At 59.8% G+C, this 23,235-nt stretch carries 23 protein-coding genes; 14 read left to right on the top strand and 9 right to left on the bottom strand.

The genetic code is table 11. The features are described 5' to 3' along the window. Window positions 1-336 precede the first annotated feature (336 nt). The 6 genes from rpsO (at window position 337) to FMF02_RS03990 (ending at window position 7,753) form a co-directional block, all read left to right on the top strand. Window positions 337-609 (top strand): 30S ribosomal protein S15, encoded by a 273-nt coding sequence (gene rpsO, locus FMF02_RS04015; RefSeq protein WP_019131580.1) that lies wholly within the window; start codon window positions 337-339, stop codon window positions 607-609. Between the two features lie 88 nt (window positions 610-697). Further along, the gene (gene pnp, locus FMF02_RS04010; protein WP_019131579.1) at window positions 698-2,908 is read left to right on the top strand and encodes a polyribonucleotide nucleotidyltransferase; all 2,211 of its coding nucleotides are present in this window, start codon (window positions 698-700) and stop codon (window positions 2,906-2,908) included. 314 nt (window positions 2,909-3,222) lie between these two features. Then, window positions 3,223-4,896 (top strand): tetratricopeptide repeat protein, encoded by a 1,674-nt coding sequence (locus FMF02_RS04005; protein ID WP_244611627.1) that lies wholly within the window; start codon window positions 3,223-3,225, stop codon window positions 4,894-4,896. A 149-nt stretch (window positions 4,897-5,045) separates the two neighbouring features. Further along, window positions 5,046-5,924 (top strand): deoxyribose-phosphate aldolase, encoded by an 879-nt coding sequence (gene deoC / locus FMF02_RS04000; RefSeq protein WP_019131577.1) that lies wholly within the window; start codon window positions 5,046-5,048, stop codon window positions 5,922-5,924. Between the two features lie 391 nt (window positions 5,925-6,315). Continuing rightward, on the top strand, window positions 6,316-6,876 hold the full coding sequence (locus FMF02_RS03995) for a hypothetical protein (protein WP_141412279.1): 561 nt from the start codon (window positions 6,316-6,318) through the stop codon (window positions 6,874-6,876). Between the two features lie 31 nt (window positions 6,877-6,907). Continuing rightward, the gene (locus tag FMF02_RS03990) at window positions 6,908-7,753 is read left to right on the top strand and encodes a WG repeat-containing protein (protein ID WP_141412278.1); all 846 of its coding nucleotides are present in this window, start codon (window positions 6,908-6,910) and stop codon (window positions 7,751-7,753) included. A 79-nt stretch (window positions 7,754-7,832) separates the two neighbouring features. On the opposite strand, the gene FMF02_RS03985 is transcribed toward FMF02_RS03990, so the two are convergent. The 7 genes from FMF02_RS03985 to FMF02_RS03955 all read right to left on the bottom strand — a co-directional run bounded on the left by FMF02_RS03985 (window position 7,833) and on the right by FMF02_RS03955 (window position 14,457). Next, window positions 7,833-8,633 carry a S1/P1 nuclease gene (locus FMF02_RS03985; RefSeq protein WP_141412277.1) on the bottom strand — a complete coding sequence of 267 codons (801 nt, stop codon included), beginning with the start codon at window positions 8,631-8,633 and terminating at the stop codon, window positions 7,833-7,835. Further along, on the bottom strand, window positions 8,630-9,685 hold the full coding sequence (locus FMF02_RS03980) for a VWA domain-containing protein (RefSeq protein WP_141412276.1): 1,056 nt from the start codon (window positions 9,683-9,685) through the stop codon (window positions 8,630-8,632). Before FMF02_RS03980 ends, FMF02_RS03985 begins: the two co-directional genes overlap by 4 nt. Next, the gene (locus tag FMF02_RS03975; protein WP_141412275.1) at window positions 9,685-10,671 is read right to left on the bottom strand and encodes a vWA domain-containing protein; all 987 of its coding nucleotides are present in this window, start codon (window positions 10,669-10,671) and stop codon (window positions 9,685-9,687) included. Before FMF02_RS03975 ends, FMF02_RS03980 begins: the two co-directional genes overlap by 1 nt. A 146-nt stretch (window positions 10,672-10,817) precedes the next feature. Further along, window positions 10,818-11,582, bottom strand: a complete 765-nt coding sequence (locus tag FMF02_RS03970) for a tetratricopeptide repeat protein (protein ID WP_019131571.1) — start codon at window positions 11,580-11,582, stop codon at window positions 10,818-10,820. Continuing rightward, window positions 11,575-12,573 carry a hypothetical protein gene (locus tag FMF02_RS03965; RefSeq protein ID WP_019131570.1) on the bottom strand — a complete coding sequence of 333 codons (999 nt, stop codon included), beginning with the start codon at window positions 12,571-12,573 and terminating at the stop codon, window positions 11,575-11,577. The genes FMF02_RS03970 and FMF02_RS03965 overlap by 8 nt, the downstream gene beginning before the upstream one ends. Continuing rightward, window positions 12,570-13,454, bottom strand: a complete 885-nt coding sequence (locus FMF02_RS03960) for a DUF58 domain-containing protein (protein ID WP_141412274.1) — start codon at window positions 13,452-13,454, stop codon at window positions 12,570-12,572. The genes FMF02_RS03965 and FMF02_RS03960 overlap by 4 nt, the downstream gene beginning before the upstream one ends. A 4-nt stretch (window positions 13,455-13,458) precedes the next feature. After that, window positions 13,459-14,457 (bottom strand): AAA family ATPase, encoded by a 999-nt coding sequence (locus tag FMF02_RS03955; protein WP_141412273.1) that lies wholly within the window; start codon window positions 14,455-14,457, stop codon window positions 13,459-13,461. A 245-nt stretch (window positions 14,458-14,702) separates the two neighbouring features. Between FMF02_RS03955 and FMF02_RS03950 the strand changes: the two genes are divergently transcribed. After that, entirely contained in the window at window positions 14,703-16,175 is a 1,473-nt protein-coding gene (locus FMF02_RS03950; RefSeq protein ID WP_244611626.1) for a BACON domain-containing protein, read from the top strand. Window positions 16,176-16,435: 260 nt separating this feature from the next. Here the strand turns inward: FMF02_RS03950 and FMF02_RS03945 are convergent, their stop codons facing one another. Then, window positions 16,436-16,921, bottom strand: coding sequence for a ferritin (locus FMF02_RS03945; RefSeq protein ID WP_019131566.1), 486 nt, complete (start codon window positions 16,919-16,921; stop codon window positions 16,436-16,438). A gap of 410 nt (window positions 16,922-17,331) precedes the next feature. On the opposite strand from FMF02_RS03945, the gene rpmB reads away from it, so the two are divergent. The 3 genes from rpmB to FMF02_RS03930 are packed head-to-tail and all read left to right on the top strand — an operon-like array spanning window position 17,332 to window position 17,929. After that, entirely contained in the window at window positions 17,332-17,565 is a 234-nt protein-coding gene (rpmB, locus tag FMF02_RS03940) for a 50S ribosomal protein L28 (protein WP_019131565.1), read from the top strand. A gap of 13 nt (window positions 17,566-17,578) precedes the next feature. Next, window positions 17,579-17,761: a 50S ribosomal protein L33 gene (rpmG, locus tag FMF02_RS03935; protein WP_019131564.1), complete on the top strand. Its 183-nt coding sequence runs from the start codon at window positions 17,579-17,581 to the stop codon at window positions 17,759-17,761. Window positions 17,762-17,770: 9 nt separating this feature from the next. Then, the gene (locus tag FMF02_RS03930; protein WP_019131563.1) at window positions 17,771-17,929 is read left to right on the top strand and encodes a DUF4295 domain-containing protein; all 159 of its coding nucleotides are present in this window, start codon (window positions 17,771-17,773) and stop codon (window positions 17,927-17,929) included. Between the two features lie 695 nt (window positions 17,930-18,624). On the opposite strand, the gene FMF02_RS03925 is transcribed toward FMF02_RS03930, so the two are convergent. Further along, window positions 18,625-19,494, bottom strand: a complete 870-nt coding sequence (locus FMF02_RS03925; protein ID WP_141412272.1) for a hypothetical protein — start codon at window positions 19,492-19,494, stop codon at window positions 18,625-18,627. Between the two features lie 269 nt (window positions 19,495-19,763). Between FMF02_RS03925 and ftsY the strand changes: the two genes are divergently transcribed. The 4 genes from ftsY (at window position 19,764) to FMF02_RS03905 (ending at window position 22,839) form a co-directional block, all read left to right on the top strand. Continuing rightward, window positions 19,764-20,783: a signal recognition particle-docking protein FtsY gene (ftsY, locus tag FMF02_RS03920; RefSeq protein ID WP_019131561.1), complete on the top strand. Its 1,020-nt coding sequence runs from the start codon at window positions 19,764-19,766 to the stop codon at window positions 20,781-20,783. Window positions 20,784-20,793: 10 nt separating this feature from the next. After that, on the top strand, window positions 20,794-22,101 hold the full coding sequence (gene rimO, locus FMF02_RS03915; RefSeq protein ID WP_141412271.1) for a 30S ribosomal protein S12 methylthiotransferase RimO: 1,308 nt from the start codon (window positions 20,794-20,796) through the stop codon (window positions 22,099-22,101). Window positions 22,102-22,231: 130 nt separating this feature from the next. Continuing rightward, window positions 22,232-22,528, top strand: coding sequence for a hypothetical protein (locus FMF02_RS03910; protein WP_019131559.1), 297 nt, complete (start codon window positions 22,232-22,234; stop codon window positions 22,526-22,528). 14 nt (window positions 22,529-22,542) lie between these two features. Then, entirely contained in the window at window positions 22,543-22,839 is a 297-nt protein-coding gene (locus FMF02_RS03905; RefSeq protein ID WP_019131558.1) for a cell division protein ZapA, read from the top strand. The last annotated feature ends 396 nt before the right edge of the window (window positions 22,840-23,235 follow it).

The following is a 23,235-nucleotide window of genomic DNA, read 5'->3' as shown; positions in this document are numbered from 1 at the left end:
AGTGTCTTCGACGAAGTCAAAGATACGGAAAGTCGAGCGCAGAAGCAAGCGTCAGCTTGATTATGCCGAGACGAAGTATTAAGACGCAGCCAAAGATACGGATAAGCGAGGGCAAAAGCAAACTCGTTTGCATTTTGCCGGGCGGGAGTATCCAAGGCGCAAGCAGAATATGGCGAATTTCGCGGGAATCGACGCACGAAGCGCGGGCGGAGTATGCTTTTTTTTCGGCCAAACAATTGGTTTCTAAATAAATTTAGTGTACCTTTGCACCACGCTCTGGCGTGATTTCATAGTAAGGGGAATGCGTCGTAGAGTGGAACGAATAAATCTTTCAAAATGGCTTATTTAACAGCAGAAAAAAAGCAGGAGCTTTTCGGTCAGTACGGAAAGTCCAACACCGACACGGGTTCGCCTGAGAGCCAGATCGCGTTGTTCTCTTACCGTATCAGCCACCTTACGGAGCACATGAAGAGCAACCGTCACGACTTCGGTACGCAGCGCGCGCTGCTGCGTTTGGTCGGCAAGCGCCGCCAGTTGCTCGAGTACCTCAAGGAGATCGACATCGAGCGCTATCGCGCCATCATCAAGACGCTCAATCTCCGTAAATAGTACGGGTGCCGGAAAATGGGGCAGTCACTGCGGGTGGCCGCTCCATTTTGCATGAAAATTCAAGATTCGAAGTATATTATTTGACGTTATGGAAGAAAAGAAGCTGTACAACGCCGTTCAGAAGTTCATCACGCTCGCCGACGGACGCGAGATCATGATCGAGACCGGCAAACTGGCCAAGCAGGCCGACGGCTCGGTTGTCGTGAAACAGGGCGATACGATGCTCCTTGCGACGGTCGTGGCCGCCAAAGATGCAAAACCCGACACGGACTTCATGCCGTTGCAGGTGGAATACAAGGAGAAATACGCCGCATGCGGCCGCTATCCGGGCGGTTTCATGAAGCGTGAGGGCAAGGCCAACGACAGCGAGGTGCTCGTAGCGCGTCTGATCGACCGTGCGCTGCGCCCGCTCTTCCCGTCGGACTACCACGCCGAGGTCTACGTGACGGTCAACCTCATCTCGGCCGACAAGGACATCCAGCCCGACGCGCTGGCCGGTCTGGCCGCCTCGGCCGCACTGGCCGTGTCGGACATCCCCTTCGGCGGCCCGATTTCGGAGGTGCGCGTGGCGCGCATCAACGGCGAGTACTGCATCAACCCGACCTTCTCGCAGATGCCCGACGTCGACCTGGACATCATGGTCGGCGGTACGATCGACAACATCCTGATGGTCGAGGGCGAGATGAAAGAGGTTTCGGAGGAGGTGATGCTCGGAGCGATCAAGTTCGCGCACGAGGAGATCAAGAAGCACTGCGCCGTACAGATCGAACTTTCGAAGGAGCTGGGCAAGGACGTGAAGCGTACCTACTGCCACGAGGTCAACGACGAGGAGCTCAAACAGACGATCATCGCCGAACTCTACGACAAGGCCTACGCCATCGCCACGAGCGGCACGATGAAGCACGAGCGCGAGGATATGTTCAATGCATTGGAGGCCGAGTTCGCCGCCCGCTACACGGAGGAGGAGCTGGTGGAGAAGGCCCCGCTCATCCACCGCTATTTCCACGACTACGTGCAGAAGAAGGCGATGCGCAACATGATTCTCGACGAGGGCAAGCGTCTCGACGGCCGTCGCACGGACGAGATCCGTCCGATCTGGTGCGAGACCGACTACCTGCCCGCAGCCCATGGTTCGGGCCTCTTCACACGAGGCGAGACGCAGGCGCTGGCCACTGTTACGCTCGGCACGAAGATGGACGAGAAGGTCAAGGACGAGGTGCTCGTGCAGGGTACCGAGCAGTTCGTGCTCCACTATAATTTCCCGCCCTTCTCGACGGGCGAGGCGAAGGCCGCCCGCGGTCTGAGCCGTCGTGAGATCGGCCACGGCCACCTGGCATGGCGCGCCCTCAAACCGATGATTCCGCTGGGCGAGGAGAATCCCTACGCCGTGCGCGTCGTGTCGGACATTCTGGAATCGAACGGTTCGTCGTCGATGGCCACCGTTTGCGCCGGTACGCTGGCCCTCATGGATGCCGGCGTGAAACTGCGCAAGCCCGTGTCGGGCATCGCCATGGGTCTGATCTCGGATTCCGAGAGCGGCAAGTGGGCCGTGCTGTCGGACATCCTGGGCGACGAGGATCATCTGGGCGACATGGACTTCAAGGTGACGGGTACCCGCGACGGTATCACCGCCACGCAAATGGATATCAAGGTCGACGGCCTCTCCTACGAGGTGCTGGCCGCCGCGTTGGAGCAGGCGCGCAAGGGGCGTCTGCATATTCTGGACATCCTGACCGACTGCATCGCCGCGCCGCGCGCCGACTACAAGCCGTTCGTGCCGCGTCTGGTGCAGATCCACATCCCGAAGGATTCGATCGGCGCCGTGATCGGCCCGGGCGGAAAGGTGATCCAGGAGATTCAGAAGCAGACCGGTACCACCATTACCATTACGGAGGACGACCAGAAGGGTATCGTCGACGTCTTCGGTGTGGAGAAATCGGCGATCGACGCTGCGTTGCAGCGTATCAAGGAGATCGTTGCCGTGCCCGAAATCGGCGAGACCTACCACGGTAAGATCAAGTCGATCGTGCCGTTCGGCGCGTTCGTCGAGATCATGCCCGGCAAGGAGGCGCTGCTCCATATCTCGGAGATCGACTGGAAACGGTTCGAGACGATGGAGGAGAGCGGCCTGAAAGAGGGCGAGATGATCGACGTGAAACTCATCGGCGTCGACGAGAAGACCGGCAAGCTGAAACTCTCGCACCGCGCGCTTCTTCCGAAGCCCGAAGGATATGTCGAGCGTGAACGCCGTCCGCGGGGCGACCGCGAGCGTCGCCGCGACGACCGGCACCGCGACTGATCCGTCGGATGCGTTCCGACGCGAAATAGACGGCGTTTTCGTGCGCCGGCGATCGAAAACCGCTTCGAACGAAAGTTCGAGGTGGTTTTTTTACGGAAAAAGTTGCATAATCTGCATGGGTTTTATATATTTGCATGTATTCTGCTGCAAACGGCCTCGGGAATGGGGTACGTGGAGCGGAGGCAAACGGAAAGAGACGAAATCAATGCATAACAATTTTTAATAACTAATTAATTATGAAGAACTTAGTAAAAATTAGCTTGGTTCTTGCCGCAGCTGCCTTGACCTTGTCGGGTTGCAACTGTTTCAAGAAGATGGGTAAGAAACAGGATGAGGTTACTTACTCGTGCACGCCGAAGGTGCTGACGCTCAACAACGGCGTCGTGAGCGCCGACATTACGGTGAACTTCCCGGCAGCTTACTTCAACAAGAAAGCTACGTTGCGTCTGACGCCGGTGATCGTGTTCGAGGGCGGCGAAGTGGCCGGTACTCCGAAATACGTCCAGGGCGAGAAGGTGAATGACAACTATACCGTTATTTCGGCTGACAACGGCGGTACCTACACGCAGCATGTCGAATTCCCCTACGACGACCGTATGGAGCAGAGCGAGTTGCGCGTTTTGATCGAGAGCAAGTGCAACGGCGCCAGCGAGTACGTGATGTTCAACGCCGCTACGGGCAAACCCGTGACGAAGGAGGAAGCGGCCGTGCTGGCCAATCCGAAGTCGGCCGAGGCCATGGCGCTGCGCGCTCAGTGCGGCGTGTTCATCGCCGAGGGCGTCAACACGATGCAGAGGGATTTCAACTTCGGCGACGCTGCCGCTACGGCTGCCAACAACTACAAGCGTACGACGAATCAGGTAGACAAGGCCGAGATCCTCTACAAGATCAACAGCTCGGTGGTGAACCAGAAGGCGCTCAAAGAGAACGAACAGCTCTCCGAGTTCGAGAAGACCGCTGTGGCCAACAAGGAGAACGACCGCATCGCGCAGAGCCTCTATGTGAACGGCTACGCTTCGCCCGACGGTCCTGAGAAGTTCAACGACAAGCTGGCCAGCGCACGTAGCGAAACCGGTCGCAAGGCCGTCGAGAAGATCCTGGCCGAGTACGGTTTCAATATCGACGCTGCCGGTTACGGCGAGGACTGGGAAGGTTTCAAGGAGATGGTCGAGAAGTCGAACATCCAGGACAAGGATCTGATTCTTCAGGTGCTGAGCATGTACGATTCGTCGGCCGAGCGCGAGAACCAGATCAAGAACATGTCGTCGGTTTACGGCGAACTCAAAGAGGACGTGCTGCCGAAACTGCGCCGCGCCCAGCTGGTCAACAACATGGAGATCACCGGTAAGAGCGACGCCGAGATGCAGGCGCTGGTCAACAGCGGCAAGCTCGATGAGCTGAACAACGAGGAACTGCTCCACGTCGCCACGCTGATTGAGGATAATGCCTTGAAGGCGAAGGTGCTGGAGTACGCCGCCAAGAAGTACGACGATTCGCGCGCCTACACCAACCTCGGTGCCGCCTATCTCCAAATGGACGACGCCGACAAGGCGCTGGCCGCATTGACGCAGGCCGTGAAGCTCGGCGGCAACACGCAGGAGCTGAACTCGAACCTGGCACTGGCCAACCTGGCTGCCGGTAACGTGGACGAGGCGAAGAAGTACGCCGCTGCCGCAGACGCTCAGACCAAGAGCCTGATCGCTGCCGCTCAGGGCCAGTACGGCGACGCCGCTGCCAAGCTCAAAGGCTACAATGCTGCCGTGGCTGCCGTGATGAACAACGACCTGTCGGCTGCCAAGAAGGCGCTGGCCGGCGAGAACTCGGCCGATGCGGATTACCTGCGCGCCGTGATCGCAACCAAGGAGGGCGATATGAAGACTGCCGGCGCCCAGTTGAAGGCTGCCGTCGCCAAGGATTCCGCCCTGGCGAAGAAGGCGTCGAAGGATGTCAACCTCAAGCCCCTGTTCAAGAGCGGTTTCAAGTTCTGAGAATACGCTGCTCTCCGATAAGCGGAGATGTACGGATTACGAATTCCGGGTTCGGTTCGAGCCCGGAATTTTTTTGATATTTTGGTCGGAATTCTGCGTGTGTAGCGGAAAAATGGTTATATTTGTATAGTGGAGAAAACTGTCTTGTTATGGAGTACGCAAATCATCTATCGGAATATGCTCCGGCCCCGAGCGAAGCGCAGGTGGCCGAAGAGGTCGCACGCATTCGGGCAGCCGCGAAGGGATACGAAACGGACGAGGTTTACAGGCTTTGCTATTCGGCCATCGACCTGACGACCCTTTCGTGCAGCGATTCGGTGGAGTCGGTGACGGCTTTTGCACGGAAGGCCGTGGAGTTCTATACGAATTATCCCGCGATCGCCAATGTCGCGTCCATCTGTATCTATCCGCCGTTCGTCGAAACGGTCGGGCTCGCCGTGGACGATACGCCGATGCGCATTACGAGCGTCGCGGGCGGATTTCCTTCGTCGCAGACCTTTCTGGAAGTGAAGATGCTCGAAACGGCGATGGCCGTCGAGAACGGAGCCGACGAGATCGACATCGTCATCAACGTCGGCAAGATGCTCGAAGGACATTACGACGAGGTGGCCAACGAAGTCGAAGTGTTGCGCGGCGAGGCCGGCGAAGACGTGGTGTTGAAGGTGATTCTGGAAACGGGTGCGTTGAAGACGCCCGAGCTGATCCGCCGCGCCGCGTTGTTGGCGATGTTCGCCGGCGCCGATTTCGTCAAGACGTCGACGGGCAAGATCGACGTGGCGGCGACTCCCGAAGCGGCGGTGGTGATGTGCCGTGCCATTCGAGACTACTACGACAAGACGGGCCGCATGGTCGGCTTCAAGCCTGCCGGCGGCGTGCGTTCGGCGGCCGACGCGGTGCTCTACTATACGGTCGTTCGGGAGATTCTGGGCGAGCGGTGGCTCACGCCGCAGTTCTTCCGTATCGGTGCGTCGTCGGTAGCCAACGCCCTGTTGTCGGCGATCGTCGGCGAGCCGGTCAAATACTATTAGCCTTTCCTTCCCGCGGGGCAGGGTTTCGGTGCATTTTCGTGCGCCTTTTCTCGCTTCGGCATAGCTCGGACAAGTTCCACTCTGCACTCGGTTTAACGAAAAGGTTCGCCTTGTTGCGGACGGTGCTTTGCGGAGGGGGATGACGATAGCGGCGGCAGATGTACTATCTGCCGCCGCTTTTTTTGGACGGGAACCGAACTCGCATTCCTCCGAAGAGAGCGAAGCTGTGATGGAACTCCTCTCCGTTTGCACGGTATCTTCGCGGAACACGCCTTCATACGGGGGATTGTCGTAAATACCTAAAAAACGGTATTGTACGTCGTTTCTCATTGCTGTAAATTCGTAATACGTTCGTACGAGCTTTCAGTCTGACCTTCTAATTCGTATCGTTATGAAAAGTACAGCGATTTTTTTCGTGATTTTTGCGGGTTCCGTATTCTGCTCCTGTTCGAAGGCGGAAATTACTGCGACCCCCGTTTCGCAGACCCGGGCAGGAGATAATGAAGTCTCGCTTTTATTTACGAAGGATAATTTGAGCGAATCGCAGGCAATCGAATTCGCTACGCATTTTTTGAAAAAAACGCCGTTTTTTTATACATGGGATGTACTTCATTTCCTTCCTCGCGATTATATCCAGTATAACGAGCCTTTTGAGGTGTGGTATAGCGGATTTACGATTCATTTTCGCGGAATCGATGTCGGTATTGCCGGTCCCGTGACGGCGGACCGCGTGAAATTCGGCATATACGCGGGACAAGTCGTGAGGGATGTGCAGATTTATTCGGCGGGGGAGAAGCCCGAAATCGGAGAGGTCGTCTATGAGGAGCGGGACGGAAGAAAAGTTCCCGTCGGAAAGAGGTACCAATACGATACGAATTCCGAAGGCAGTAATTGTTGGATTCTTGTCCAATGGGAGAGTGTCCGCGATTTCGAAACGTGCATCGGATATTGAAAACCTGTCGAACCCATAATTGTCGGATCGAATGAATCGGAAACATTTTCTGCGAATCCTTTCTGCCGCTCTTCTTCCGGCGCTTCTGTCGGCTTGCGCGGCGCAGCGCCCTGAGCTCTATGCCATGCGTAACGGCGGCAGTCATCAACCGTTTTATTTTACGGATCGTTACGGCGAACTCGCCTTCCGCGAGTTTTACGACTGGGCCGGTCAGTTCGTCGGCGATCGTGCCGTCGTCGAACGGGACGGCAAATGGGGGTATATCGACCGGAGCGGCGAAACGGTCGTCCCGTTCCGGTACGATTGGGCCGGAAGTTTCGGCCAATACGGTTTCGACGAGGAGGTGGCGATGGTGAAGACGGGGACGGATCGGGATCGGATTCCCCTCTACACGCCGTGTCCCACGGCGTTGATCGATCGCGACGGCGAACGGATCACACCCGTCTACGGTTTCATGACCCCGATTGTTGGCGGGGTGTCGTTCGTCAACGACGGACGGAAGTTCCACGGCGTCGGGCGGGACCTGCTCGCTTCCGACGGGAAATGGGGCTGTGTCGATCGTCGGGGTCGGTTGGTCGTCGCCTGCGAGTACGAGCTGGCCTATCCCCTGTTCGATCGTTTCGCCTTCGTGCGTAAAGATGGAAAATGGGGCGTACTGGATCGACGCGGCCGGTTGATCGTTCCCTGCCGCTACGATGCGGGGTATTATCGAGCGGGAATTTATGTGCTCGACACGCTCTTCGATACGCAGGACACTCCGCCGACGGACGGTGCGAATCCCGCTGTGCGCGGCGAGTTCGAAGAGGGGCGCATCTACATGATCGCGGACGGGTGTGCGGAGGCGTTCGACATGAAGGGCCGGAAGATCGGAAAATAGCTGTCATGCCGGTTGGATCGTTCGCCTCGACGTCGCTCTGCGATGGGGTGGTAGACGCCCGTGGCACCGCAGGGGAGAGTCACTCTCCGAAAATCCGGTTGAGGGCTGCGGCCAACCGGTACGACGCCTTGCGGAGCTGCTGCTCGGCCAGCGGTGCGGCTTTTGCCATGAACTCCTCGCCCAGCGTGTCGCCCGGCGCTACCCAGTCGATCGAGGGGCGTACGTCGCGTGCGGCGTCTTCGAACCACTGGCGGTACGATCCTTCGGTCATTCGCCGGATTTCGCGCTTGGAGGCGTTGTCGAGGTAGTCGGCATAATGTTCGTAACTCCATCCCGGATGGATTCGGGCGATGACGCCCGAATCCCAGACGCTGTGCAGCGTTTTGGGTTTGCCGAAGAAGGTCACGTCGAACTTCCCTTCGTTGTGGGCGTCGGTGTACCGCACGTGTGCCGGACAGTGGAAATCGGCGACCATGTGTACGATACATTTAATATAGGTGAGTACCACCGAATCGTCCAGTTCACGGTAGTTCTTCAATGCTGCGGTCAGCGTCTCCGCTCCGGTCACGCCGTCGCGTCCCTTGCGGTATTTCTCCCGCACTTCGGCGGGGGAGTTGCACTCCGCGTCGGCGATCGAGGCGTGCCAGCCGCGGAAAGGTTCCTTGTAGCGCGGGTCGGCGGCCACTTCGTCCATGAAAACGGCGTATTCTGCGAGCGGCGTGCCGCCGGTGTATCGTTCGATGGCCGCTTTGGCCTTCGGGGTGAGGTGGCGTTGGGCTACTTCGGCGATCGCGCGATGGCCGACCGTTCCCCATGCCGCGCAGTCGGCGTGCAGGCCGAAGGTCAGCAGGAGCGAGAGAAGCAGAAAGGGCTTTTTCATCGGTTATAGGGATTGTAGTTGTCGGTGTCGGTGCGTTGCTCGCGGAAGATGTTGAAACGCGCCAGCAGCGGATTGCGGCGGTCGAGCAGCCAGAATTCGACGAGCAGCAGCGCGAAGGCGACCGCGATGAGGTACTGGAACTGTTCGTTGTACTCTTCGAAACGGACGGTCGACAGTTCCGACTGCTCCATGTCGTTGATCGCGCGTACGATCTCGTCCAGCCCGATCGACTGCTTGGTGGCGCGGATGTAGGCCCCGCCGGTGATCCGGGCGATCTCCTGCAACATCTTCTCGTCGAGTTTCGAGACCACCATGTCGCCCTTTTCGTCCTTGATGAACTCCCCGCCGATCTCGATCGGGGCGCCTTCGGGCGTGCCGATGCCGATCGTGAAGATCCGGATACCCTGCTCGGCGGCCCGTTCGGCGGCCTGCATCACGTTGCCCTCGTGATCCTCGCCGTCGGTGATGAGGATGATGACGCGCGAATCGCCGCTGCCGCTCGAAAAGGACATCTCGGCCAGCGACAGCGCCTTGCCGATCGACGTTCCCTGCACGGAGGCCATCGAGGGCGAAATCCGTTTGGCGAAGGCTTTGGCCATGCGGTAGTCGGAGGTGATCGGCAGCTGTACGGTGGCGTCGCCTGCGAAGACGATCACCCCGACGCGATCCTGTTCCAGTCCGTCGAATAGCTTGTTGATCGCGTATTTCGTTCGTTCGAGGCGGTTGGGTTCGAAATCTTCGGCCAGCATCGAATTGGAGATGTCCACCGCGAGCATCATCTCGATGCCCTCGCTCTTCTGTTCGCGCAGCTTCGAGCCGAACTGCGGCCGTGCGGCGGCGAGGATCACGAGGATGACGGCCGTCGTGAAGAGGATGAATTTCAGTTTCATGCGGCCCGTCGAGGCGTCGGGCATAAGCGTGGCTACCGTCGCCGGGTCTCCGAAGCGGGCCAGCCGCCGCCGGCGGTCGTAGAGCGCCCATGCGAAGAGGGCGACGAGTGCGGGCGCGGCCAGCAGCAGGTAGAGGTATTCGGGATGTGCGAAACGAAACATTACGGAATGCGTTTAAGAATCAGGGTGCGAATCAGAAATTCCACGGCGAGCAGCGCCAGCGCCGCCAATACCCACCGCAGGTACTCTTCGGTGTAGGTCGTGAAGTCGGCTACCTCGACTTTGCTCTTTTCGAGGCGGTTGATCTCGTCGTAGATCGCGCGCAGCTTCTCGTTGTCCGTGGCGCGGAAGTAGCGGCCGCCGGTGGCGTCGGCGATCTCTTGGAGGGTCTTTTCGTCGATTTCGACCTTGGCCTGCACGAAGGTCATGTTGCCGAACATGTCGATCGCGGGCGTGGGGGCCGTACCGCGCGATCCGACTCCGATCGTGTAGACCCGGATGCCCTGCTCCTTGGCGATTTCGGCCGCCATGACCGGAGCGATCTCGCCGCGGTTGTTCACGCCGTCGGTCAGCAGGATGATGACCTTCGATTTGGCATCGCTCTCGCGCAGGCGGTTGATGGCTGTCGCCAGTCCGTTGCCGATGGCCGTGCCGTCCTCGATCAACCCGCTGCGCACGCGCCCCAGCAACGTGAGCAGCGTCGACTGGTCGGCGGTCAGCGGGCTCTGCGTGAAGGCTTCGCCCGCGAAGACCACCAGTCCGATCCGGTCGCCGTAGCGGTCGGAGATGAACGATCCGGCCACCTCCTTGGCCGCTTCGAGGCGGTCGGGGCGGAAGTCGCGCGCCAACATCGATCCCGATACGTCGAGCGCCAGCATGATGTCGATACCGTCGGTATTGGTGCGGGTGTTCTGTTCCGCCGACTGGGGGCGCGCCAATGCCACTACGAGCGTCGCCAGCGCCGCCATGCGCAGCACGAAGGGGGCATGGCGCAGGTAGTAGCGAACGGTACGCGGCGCTTTGAGCACGCCCGCTACCGACGAGATGCGCAACGCCGCTCCGCCCTTCCGCAACCGGTAGAGGTAATAGCCTGCCGCCGGCAGGAGCAGCGTGAGCAGCCACAGCAGATGTGGATTATGAAACGTCATTTCAATCGACAGTTAACGATAATCGGTAATCGGCGGTCGCCGGAGCCGTTCCGGCACGGGGCGGTACGACCGCTCCCGACGAATGGCTGCTTCTGCGTGCGGAACGCCGCCTGCGCCGATCCCCGTTTCTTGGTTCTTACGTGTTTTTACCAGTTTTTCTTCAACCGTACCACGGCGCCGGCCTTCTCTTTGAGCTTCTCCTGCGTCCTGTCCTCCTGCGCCTGGATGGCGTCGAGCATCCGCTCCTGTTCGGAAGGCGAAATGCCGGCCGGCTGGGGTCGGCCCTCGCCCTCCTGCTCCTTGTCGGGCCGGCCGTCCTGCTGCTGGTCGTCGCCTTGCCCGTCACCCTCCTGCGGATCGTTCTGGCCCTCCTGCGGATTCTGCTGGTTTTGGCCGTTCTGCTGGTCCTGGTTTTGATCGTCCTTGTTATCTTTATTGTCCTTGTTGTCTTTGTTGTCCTGATTCTGCTGGTTCTGATCGTCGAGCAGTTTCTTGACGTAGGCGTAGTTGAACTTGGCCTGCGGATCGTCGGGGTTCAGGCGCAGCGAGTTCTTGTAGCTTTCGAGCGCTTCGGCGTATTTCTGCTGCCGGAACTGCGTGTTGCCCAGATTGTAGAAGGCCTGCGCACGATCGACGGGCGCTGCCAGCGAATCGGCGGCGGCCTGTTGCTGTACCTGTGCCGCCTGGTCGTACATCTCCTGCCGGTGAAGGGCGTTGCCCAGGTTGTACTGCGCTTCGAACGACGAAGGGTCGGCGCCCAGCGCACGCATGTAGCGTCCGGCGGCGTCCTGATAGTTGCCCTTTTCGTAGGCGCGGTTGCCCTTGCGCACCTGCCGGCGTTCGGGGTACTGCTGTGCCGCGGCGTCGACGGCCAGCAGCGCGAGAACGAGTAGGATGAAAATTCTACGCATGGCTGTCGTTTTTAGGCGTCAGGTCGAGCGGCTCCTCCGCTTCGGCCGAAGGTTGTTCCTCGACGGGTTTGGTCTCCTCGACGAAGTAGTAGGCCCACTGGTAAGCCTCTTCGTTGCGTGCGGCTTCGGGCGTCGCCTTGGCGAATTTCACCAGATCGGCTTCGCGCAGCAGCGCCGTGAGCTCCATGGCGCTCTTGCGGGGCAGGTCGAGCGGACGTACCGCATCGATGATCTCGTCGGAGGTCATCTCCAAGGCGCCGATGCCGTAACGCCCCGCCAGATAGCGGCGCAGGATGTCGGTCAGCCCCGAATAGTAGGCCTTGTGTTTGTTGTTCTGCCACAATTTCTGGTTGTGAAGCCCTTCGAGCGCGCGGATCGCCTCGACGTGGGGCGGTGCGGGCGGCGCGGGTTTGAAGAGGTCGCTCAGGTGTTTGCCGCGCTTGGACAGGTGATAACGCAGCGCGAAGAGCAGCGCCGCGAGGTTCAGCAGCAGGAACAACCCGCCGAAAAGGTATCCTGTGATCTCCTCGGCGCGCAGCGGCAGCGTCCGCTGCGGTTTGAGGTCGTAGATCGTCTGCTTGGCGGTGTCGATCTGGAACGTTCCCACGTCGAGCCGCAGCGAATCGGAGGTGTAGAGCGTGTCGACGATGTTCTTGTCGGCATAGAGCACGCCGGGACGCCCCAAATTGTAACGTCCTTCGGAGAAGGCCTGCATGACGTAGCGTTTGCGCAGCCGGAGCCGCCGGCCCTCCCGCGAGAGCGTGTCGACGGGAAGCGACTGCACCACTTCGAGCTTGTCGTCGTTTTCGTAGAGCGGGAATTCGGTCACCTGCACCTGGTCGCGCTCGACGTCGATTTCGAGCGTGAAGGTGTCGCCGATGCCGATGCTGTCGGGGACGATGCGCGCCTCGACCGTCGGGGTCTGGGCGGAGGCCGTCGCCGCAGCGAGCAGGGCGGCCGCGGCCGCTGTGAGGAATGCCGGTCGTTTCATCGTTGCTTGAAGAGTTTGATGAGTTCCACCACGTAGTCTTCATCGGTCGAGATCGTCGCCGTGTCGATGCGGTTGTGTTTGAGTAGCGAGTCGATCGCCTCGCTGCGCTGCCGCCATGCGCGGGCGTAATGGTCGCGCACGGCCGCCGACGAAGTGTCGACCCAGACCTTGCGCCCCGTCTCGGCGTCCTGCAACTCGGCGATGCCCACGTCGGGCAGTTCGGCTTCGCGCGGATCGAAGACGCGGATCCCCACCAGGTCGTGTTTGCTGCCGGCGATTTTCAGGGCGTTGGCGAACTCCTCGCCGTCGCGTGCCGGATCGAGGAAATCCGAGAGCAGGAACGCCGTGCAGCGCTTCTTCATCACGGCCGTCAGGAAACGCACCGCCTCCGACAGCGCCGTGCCCGTCGACCGGGGCCGGAAGCTGATCAGCTCGCGGATAATCATCAGGATGTGGCTGCGCCCCTTCTTGGGCGGGATGTACTTCTCCACGCGGTCGGAGAAGAAGATGCAGCCCACCTTGTCGTTGTTCTGGGCGGCCGAGAAGGCCACGACGGCGGCGATTTCGGTCAGAATGTTCTTTTTGAGGAAGTGGGTCGACCCGAACATGCGCGAGGCCGAGACGTCGACCATGAGCATCATCGTCAGCTCGCGCTCCTCCTCGTAGACCTTGATGTGGGGCGAGCGCGAACGCGCCGTGACGTTCCAGTCGATGTCGCGCACGTCGTCGCCGGCACGGTACTCCCTCACTTCGGAAAACGACATGCCCCGTCCGCGGAAAGCCGTGTGGTACTTTCCGGCGAAGATCTCGTTCGACAGGCCGCGTGTCTTGATCTCGATTTTGCGGACCCGTCGCAGAATATCGTTTTCGTTCTCGATCATCGTGTTACGGGACGATTACGTTGTTCAGGATGTCGGTGATGATCTCCTCGGTGGTGATGTTTTCGGCCTCGGCTTCGTAGGTCAGCCCGATACGGTGGCGCAGTACGTCGTGGCAGACGGCGCGCACGTCTTCGGGAATCACGTAGCCGCGGCGGCGGATGAAGGCGTAGGCGCGGGCGGCCTTGGCCAGCGAGATCGAGGCACGGGGCGATCCGCCGTAGGCGATCAGCGTCTGCAACTTCTGGAGGTTGTATTCGACCGGTTCGCGCGTGGCGAAGATGATGTCGACGATGTATTTCTCGATCTTCTCGTCCATGTAGACGTCCTCCACCACGCGGCGCGCCTTGACGATGTCTTCGGGTGCGATCACCTTGTGCGGCGAGGGAAGCCCTTCGCCCGAGAGGTTCATCCGCACGATGTCGCGCTCCTCCTGCTTCGTGGGGTAGGAGATTTTGGCTTTGAGCATGAATCGGTCGACCTGCGCTTCGGGCAGCGGGTAGGTTCCCTCCTGTTCGAGGGGGTTCTGCGTGGCCAGAACCAGGAAGGGCTCGGGCAGCTTGTAGGTGTCGTCGCCGATGGTCACCTGGCGCTCCTGCATCGCTTCGAGCAGCGCCGACTGCACCTTCGCCGGCGAACGGTTGATCTCGTCGGCCAGTACGAAGTTGGCGAAGACGGGGCCTTTGCGCACCATGAACTCCTCGCTCTTCTGCGAGTAGATGAGCGTACCGATCAGGTCGGCCGGCAACAGGTCGGGCGTGAACTGGATGCGGGCGAAATCGGCGTCGACGGCCTTTGCGAGCGTCGTAATCGCCAGCGTCTTGGCAAGACCCGGCACGCCTTCCAGGAGGATGTGGCCGTTCGACAGCAGACCGATCAGCAGCGTGTCGATCAGATGGGTCTGACCGACGATCACCTTGCTCATCTCGGCGCGCAGCGTGTCGACGAAGACCGACTCCCGCTCGATGCGTTCGTTGAGTTCCTTGATATTGATGACTTCACTCATGGATGTTATGTTTTTTTAGATGTTATTGCCGTACTGTTTTTTAACGAATAGTATGCAAATTTATTATAAAAACGCAGAAAAATGAATTTTTCCCGTCGAAATCGACATTAAAACCCCGCGAAAGAGCCGTTTGCTCTCCCTTCGGACGTGTCGCGTCCTCCCTTCGGCGATATGGTTTTACGATATATATTTCGTATATTCGCCCACACTGCGATAGTGCAGCGAATTTCATAAATTTTATCCCGATGGAAAAACTTAGGTTCATGAGAGGTGCGGCAGCGTTGTTGGCGGGTTCCGCAATGCTTTTCGCATCGTGCAGCGACGACGATGCGCCGATGCCCGATCCCGAATTGACGTTGACGCCCGATACCGAGATCTCCCTGCCGGTCGGGGGGGGGAGCGTCGAGGTGGCCGTGTCGACTAATCTCGGCAGCTGGACGGCGTTGTCGAATGAGACGTGGTGCGAGGTTACGCTCGCCGAAGGCAAATTCACGGTGTCGGCCGATGCGAACGATGCGCTGGCTGCGCGTCCGACGGCGACGGTTACGGTCACTGCGGGCGAAGGCGAACGGAGCATCACCCGCGAGGTGCGGGTGACGCAGGGGGCTCAGACGTTCACCGACCTGAGTGCGGCGGGCTGCGCCAACTGCTATATCGTCGCCCCGAAGTCGGCGTCGGTCTTCGATGCCGCTTACAAAGGCAACTCCTCCACCGAATCGATCGGTGCGGCCGAGGGTGCCGAACTGGTTTGGCAGAGCGCGCAGGGTCTCGTTACGCGGGTAGCCTACGCCGCCGACGAGAAGAAGATCATCGTCGAGACCGCCGACAAGAGCGGCAATGCCGTCGTGGCGGCCGTCGACGAGTCGGGAACGATCCTGTGGAGCTGGCATCTGTGGATCGTCGATTACGATCCGTCGGCGTCGCTCTTCACGACGGCTCCCAATGCGTCGGGGACGACGTGGAGTTTCATGGACCGCAATCTGGGTGCGCTGACCGTCGAGCGCGGCAGTTTCGATTCGCACGGGCTGCTCTACCAGTGGGGGCGCAAAGATCCGTTCCCCGGTACGACGGCTTTTACGATCATGAACGAGGATTACACCTACGAGGTCGACGGCGAGCCTGAGGTCTACGGCATCGACAACCGTGTGTTGCCGAAGTTCGGTCTGACGGCGGAGTTCCACGGGACGATCGAGAAATCGATCCAGAATCCGGCGGTATTCTATGCGATGACCTACAAGCATACGGGCGTGGAGGACGAGTACGGCGAAGAGATCGTCGAGAACGACTATAAGACCGGCGACTGGGTCGACGTGTCGAACGACGACTACTGGGGCGGCGAGAGCCGGAAGAAGACGATCTACGATCCCTGCCCCGTGGGCTATAAGGTTCCGGTCTGCGACGCCGACGGCAATACGCCCTACGCATGGCTCGTCTATACCGTAGGGAAGTGGGACGAAGCCAATCGCGGTTTCGAGCAGGAGGGACAGTGGTTCCCCACGACCGGTACGCGCGCCTACGCTTCCGGAGGGTTGGATTATACCGAGGCCAATCCTTACAGCGGCTTGTGGATCGGAACGAAGGGCAAGGCTTCGGACAATTTGGAACTCTATCCCGATCTTTACGGTCAGTATATGTTCATCATCGATAGCAAGCGAATGCTCAAAGTCAGCAAAGACAAGCGTTCGCAGGGCATGTCGCTGCGCTGCGTGAAGGAGTAGCTTTCCGCCGCAATCCGGTTTTACGGGGAGTGCCGCCGTCGGGGCGGCGCTCCTTTTTCGCTTCCTGCGCGGGTGCGGTTTCGCGGGAACGTGCAGGCGCCGTCCGGCTTGCCTTCCCCTGAAAACGAAGCACCGCACCGACACAGGGTCGGTGCGGTGCGGAGAAGTCGTTGAACTTCGTTCTTCGTTTTCTCGCCTCGGCATAACTCGAACTGCGTTCGGCTCTGCGCTCGGCTTAGTGAAAACGTTCGACTGCGCGTTTAGCGTGCGCCGAGTTTCTGGTCGAGCATGTAGACGCCCACCTTCTCGCCTTCGATGGCTTTGAAGCCTTCAAGAATACCGCGGGCCGTATCTTCCTCCTCGACCTGCTCGTTGACGAACCATTGCAGCATGTTCGCCGTTGCGAAATCCTGCTCGGCGGCGGCCAGCTTGCACAGATCGTGGATCATCGCCGTCACCTTCTGTTCGTGGGCGAGCGTGTCCTCGAACATCGCCACGACCGACGGCCATTCGGTCTGCACGGCGGCGATGGGAGCCAGCACGACCTTGGCGTTCTGCGATTGGAGATAGCCCGCCAGCTTCTCGGCGTGCCCCTGCTCCTCCTTGAACTGGTGTACGAACCAGTGTGCGGAACCTTTGAACCCTTTGTCCGCCGCGTCCATCGACATCGAGAGATAGAGATATGCCGACCAGAGTTCGGCATTGATCTGGGCGTTGATCGCCTCCTGCATTTTTTTGCTGATCATAGTTGTATCGTTTAATGTATTAAATTTTCTTTTGTACAAAGATAGCGAATTATTCGATACGCGGTTCTGTTTTTCATTCATATCTTTTTATGGAGCTATAAGTCGGGCTTATGATGCGCCGGCAACGGTCCGATGATCGGGGACGAGCGGGAGGAGCCGTAAGTTCGGTGCGGTTTCGGCGTGCGGAGAAAAGCTTGCGGCGGGACTTCGCACGCCGGAGGCCGCGGTTCGCAGAGCCGGAATCGTCGTTCGCCGAAGGATCGGATACCGCCGCGAGGATCGGCCGCCGGCATCCGAATCCGCTGTTTGTGCCGTCGTTCGGAACGTTTTTTTCGGGCGAAGTGCCCGACTCTCGGATTTTTTTTCTATCTTTGCAGGCCAATTGTGGCGGAACAAAAACATTATCAACAATGAAAGTTTGCGAAATTACAGGCAAGGTCGCGGTGATCGGCAACAATGTCTCTCACTCGAACCGCAAGACCAAGCGCAAATTCAGTCCGAATTTGAAGACCAAGCGTTTCTGGTCAGAGGAAGAGGGCCGCTGGATCACCCTCAAGGTGTCGGCTGCCGGTATGAAAACAATTAACAAGAAGGGTCTCGCAGTGGCTCTGCGCGAAGCTGCCTGCCCCAAGAAGATTTACTAAACCGTATTGACAAATGGCTAAGAAAGGCAATCGCGTTCAGGTCATCCTCGAATGCACCGAACAGAAGGAGAGCGGTGTTGCGGGCATGTCTCGTTACATCACTACCAAAAACAAGAAAAACACCCCCGACCGTCTGGAACGTAAGAAGTACAATCCCTATCTGAAGCGGGTGACGTTACACCGTGAAATCAAATAATCGAGCGTTATGGCAAAGAAAGTAGTCGCAACCCTGAAAACCGGCACGGGCAAGCAGTTTACCAAGTGCATCAAAATGGTCAAGTCGGAGAAGACCGGCGCCTATATGTTCAAGGAGGGTATCATTCCCAACGACCATGTAAAGGAGTTCTTCGCAGAGAAGAAATAAACCGTTCCGACGGTATTCGTGGTTAAGGGCATCGGCCCTTAACACAAAAGGCATCTCGACAAGGGGTGCCTTTTGTGTTTTTGTACGGACGGGCTGCGGCGGGGCGGACGCTGGATGCCGGCTGTCGCCGGGACGTCCGGACGGGCGGGCGGAGGTTTTAGGCGTGTGAGGGATGGCGGTGCGGGCGGAGTTCGTTCGGCAGGTCGTGTGTCGTGAGGCGCCCGGAGAGGACGAGGTTGGGGTTCGTTGCCGGCGGCATCGCGGGACGATATCGGCGGTTCGCCGCCCCACGCGGCGGGCTCCAACTCGCCGAAATTGGTGCTGTACCTGCCGCCGGCGGCGAACTGCCGGTACGCTGAACGCGGCCGGAGGTGTACTTGTACATCAGTATGGAGAGGCGGTTCGTGTCGTCATTTGCGCGTGCCGAGCAGGTACGTGGGGTTTCGTGTGGCATCGAACCTTTTCGTTAAGCCGAGCGCAGAGCCGGACTTGTTCGGGCTTTGCCGAGGCGAGAAAAGGAGCACGAATGTGAACGTTTTCGTTAAGCCGGGCGCAGAGCCGGACTTGTTCAGGCTATGCCGGGGCGGGAAAACGAAGAATGAAATTCAACGATTCACCCCTGCCGCAAACCGTCGCGACAGGGGTGAGGTTGGGAGTGGCGTCGGAATTCCGCCGGCGGGAAGAGCCGTCCGGCCTCAGAATTTGTGCATGGCCCGGACGAGGAACGAAATGTTCTTCGACGTCTGTTCGACGAAGGGCGGCTCGATCCCCATGTGGGTCGTCATGGCCGTCCATGCGTCGTCGCCTTCGGTCGAGGAGAAATAGTACATCAGCCGGTCCATCTTCACTCCGCCGTGCTCTTTCAGACGGTTGTTGAACTGTTCGCGGGCCTTGCGGTCGAACTTTATGCGGCCGTTGTTGTAGAGATGGCCGATGCGCAGCACCTCGTTGATCGCGGGCAGATACCACCCTTCGCCGAGGTCGCGGCACCATTTGAAGGCGGGATAGTCCTCCCACCGGACTTTTCCCTCGTCGGCCATGCGGGCGAAGGCGGCCTGGTTGACCGCTCCGTCGTGTTGGTCGTCGAGGCCCAGCCGCACGGCGTCGCTCTTCTTGAATTCGCACCAGCGCAGATTGGCCTGCGCGATCGACATCACGATGCCGTGCCCTTCGGCGTCGACCTCGATGACGATGCCCCGCACGCCGTTCTCGTCGAAATAGTCGCCCGGCTGGTAACGTCCCGCGAAAGCGCTCGGCGCGGATCGCTTCGACTGTTTCTGCGGTGCGGGATTCTTCGCCTCGGCCGCCAGACGGTCGTAATCCTCCTGCGAGAAGATGTCGGTCGAACCGTCCTCGAAGCGGATGTAGACGACGTTCGCGACCGACACCAGATAGGTCGGGCCGTCGAGGTGCGACGCCTTCTTGTATTTGATGTCCTTTTCGCCGATTTCGAGCACTTTGGCTTCGACGTTCGTGCCGTCCTTCTTGACGATCAGATCCTGTGCCGCTGCGTCCCAGACGCCGCACGACAGGAGAAACAGGAGGGAAATAAGTCCTTTCTTCATGGGTTTACATTTGATTTTCAACAGTTTTCTGCATCCGGCGGGCCTTGCGGGGAGGTTTCGCCGTCTCCCGGTGCGATGTTCCGGCCGCCGTTCGCACCGTCCGGCATCGCCTCTGCGGGTCGGAACCGCGATTATACGCTTTACAAATATAACTAATTTTGCGAATAGTTATTATCTTTGTCGCAAGAATAAATGCCGGCGGGGCGGAACCGTGGTGCGATGCAGCCGTGCAGGAGTCCGCCCGTCGTCCGGCTAAAACCGATTTTGTTATGGGATTTTTCGATCTGTTCAGAAAGAAACAGGATACGCCGGCCGATACTGCCGCCGGGGCGGCTGTCGAAGCACAGCCCGAACAGCGGCGCGAGGAGTTGAACGCCGGACTGGAACGCACCAAGACGGGCCTTTTCTCGAAACTGGCGCGTGCCGTAGCGGGCCGCTCGACGGTCGACGCCGAGGTGCTGGACGATTTGGAGGAGGTGCTCATCACCTCCGACGTGGGGGTCGAGACGACCGTCAAGATCATCCGCCGCATCGAGGAGCGCGTCGCGCGCGACAAGTACATGAACGCGGCCGAATTGCGCGGCATCCTGCGCGACGAGATCGCGGCGCTGATGGAGCAGTCGCACGCTTCGACCAAGGATTTCGGGCTGGAACTGCCCGAAGGGACGCCCTACGTGCTGATGGTCGTGGGGGTCAACGGCGCAGGCAAGACGACGACCATCGGCAAGCTGGCGGCCAAGCTGACCGCTGCGGGCCGCAAGGTCTACATCGGCGCGGCCGATACGTTCCGTGCCGCGGCGATCGACCAGCTGGCCGTCTGGGCCGAGCGGGCCGGTGCGACGATGATCCGTCAGGAGATGGGCTCCGATCCCGCGTCGGTGGCTTACGATACGCTCCGCTCGGCCGTTGCGAACGGGGCCGACGTGGTGCTCATCGACACGGCGGGGCGTCTGCACAACAAGGTGGGGCTGATGAACGAGCTGACCAAGATCCGCAACGTCATGGCGAAGGTCATCCCCGGTGCGCCGCACGAAGTGATGCTCGTGCTGGACGGTTCGACCGGTCAGAACGCCTTCGAGCAGGCCCGGCAGTTCACGCAGGCCACGCAGGTCACGTCGCTGGCGATCACCAAGCTCGACGGCACGGCCAAGGGCGGCGTGGTGATCGGTATCAGCGACCAGTTCCGTATTCCGGTGCGTTACATCGGCGTGGGCGAGCGCATCGACCAGTTGCAGCTCTTCGACCGCCGTGCGTTCGTCGAGGCGCTCTTCGGCGACGAGACGAAATAAGGCGCACGGGATGAAGAAGATCAACGTCATAACGCTCGGCTGCTCGAAGAATACGGTCGACTCGGAGCACCTGATGGCGCAATTGGCTGCGGCGGGCTATACCGTCGCGGCGGACAGCGACCGTACGGATGCCCGTGTGGTAGTGGTCAACACCTGCGGCTTCATCGGCGACGCCAAGCAGGAGTCGATCGACATGATCCTGCGCGCCGCCGCGGCCAAGCAGGCCGGTCGGATCGACCGGCTGTTCGTAGTGGGATGTCTTTCGGAGCGGTATGCCGACGAGCTGCGCCCCGAACTGCCCGAGGTGGACGAGTTCTTCGGCGTGAAGGACTGGGAGGGCGTCGTGCGGGCGCTGGGCGGCGAGTGGCGGTCGGATCTGGCCACGGAGCGGCGGCTCACGACGCCGCGTCACTACGCCTACCTCAAAATCGGCGAGGGGTGCGACTGGAAGTGCGGTTACTGCGCCATTCCGCTCATCCGCGGGCCGCACGTCTCGGTGCCGATGGAGCAGGTGCTCGACGAGGCGCGGCGGCTGGCCGCCGGCGGCGTGCGCGAACTGATGGTCATCGCGCAGGACACGACCTATTACGGGGTCGATCTCTACGGCCGCCGCCGGCTGGCGGATCTGCTCACGGAGCTGTGCCGCATCGGGGGTATCGAGTGGATCCGCCTGCATTACGCCTATCCGACGGGGTTCCCCGACGACGTGATCGAGGTCATGGCGCACGAGCCTAAAATCTGCAAATACCTCGACATTCCCTTCCAACATATCTCCGATGCGCAGTTGAAGGCCATGAAACGCCGCCACACCAAGGCCGACGCCTATCGGCTCGTCGAACGGCTGCGTGCGGCTGTGCCCGACATCGCTCTGCGTACGACGCTGCTCGTGGGCTATCCGGGCGAGACGGAGGCCGATTTCGCGGAGCTGTTGCAATTCGTCGACGACGTGCGTTTCGACCGGCTGGGCGTCTTCGCCTATTCCGAGGAGGAGGGTACCTATTCGGCGCTGCATTTGAAGGACGATGTGCCCGACGAGGTGAAGCGGCGGCGCGTGGAGCGGATCATGGAGCGGCAGAAGGCGATTTCGCTCGACAACAACCTCCGCCGCGTGGGGCGTACCGAGCGCGTGGTGGTCGACGCGCGGCAGGGCGACTATTACGTCTGCCGCACGCAGTACGATTCGCCCGAGGTCGACCAGGAACTGCTGATTCCCGCCGGCGGCCGCCGGCTTCGGCGCGGCTGTTTCTACGAGGCACGCATCACGGCAGCCGAGGAGTACGACCTCTACGGCGAACTGACCGAACGGCGAAAACGGTAGTGCAGAGGGCATTCCGAAGCAGCCGGCGGTTTCGGCCGTCGTGCCGGCCGAAAAATATCTTCGGCCGTTCTTTCGTTTTTCCGTAAAAATTTTTACCTTTGGGATGTTAATGTTGTAACGACGATCGTTCATGGCGGCTCAGGAGATCATAGCGAACCTCGCGGCGCAGGTGCGGCGGCTGATGGCGGAACACGCCAAGCTGCGCGGACTGTGCGATCGGATGAAGACCGAGGGCGACGCCCTGCGCAAGGAGAACAGGACGTTGCAGGAGCGGGTGCGTTCGCTCGAAGAGGAGCTGTCGTGCGTGCGGCTGGCCGAAGGGCTTGCCGGCGGCGGTCGGAATCGGGAACGGGCGCGGGCGCGTGTCAACCGTTTAGTGCGGGAGGTAGACAGGTGCATTGCGTTGTTGAACCGGCAGCAGGAGTAACGAAACCGTAGCGAATGGCCAAGCAGAACATAACGGTAAAAATCATCGGGAAACCCTATCCGCTGGCGATCGACGGCGAGAAGGAGGAGTTGTATCGCCTTGCCGAGCGCGAGATCAACGCATACGTCACGCGCATCGAACAGGCGCACTTCAAGGGGTTTTCGAAGGAAGATTGTCTGGCGATGGCCGCTTTCCAGATCGCGGTGGCGAAGCTGGCGCTGGCGCAGAGCCGCGAGGTCGGCGACGAGGAGGTGAAGACGCTCGCCGCGCTGGGCGGAGAGTTGGAGAGCTATCTCGATGCGTTGCGCTGACGGGCGCGGGATCGGTGAATGAAGAGGCGTCGGACGTCGAGGTCCGATGCGTCGGCAGAAAGAAAAGAGAGAGACGGGCGCTCCGGCGCGGACAATAATCGCAGGTCGGGCACCGTTCTTGAAATGAAACGTTTGATGACGGATTGCGTTCTTTAACATACACAGAAATAATCTACCCGCATAGATTCCTTCTAGCTTTGCGAAACTGAACACTTATTACATTGGGGTCAACTTACGCGAATGTCTCAAAATCAGGCCTTGACCCTTCGGGGTGCATCCTCCGGGGTGCCGTTGGAAGATTGCGAACCCGAAGCCCCCACACATGACTTATCGGCAGATTCGTCAAACAAGAGCAAGGAATCCTATGCGGTTTTTTATATGTATACCTATTAATTA

It is taken from the genome of Alistipes communis (genome assembly GCF_006542665.1).
Classification (GTDB): Bacteria; Bacteroidota; Bacteroidia; order Bacteroidales; family Rikenellaceae; genus Alistipes; species Alistipes communis.
This window is presented reverse-complemented; position numbering and strand designations above follow the sequence as displayed.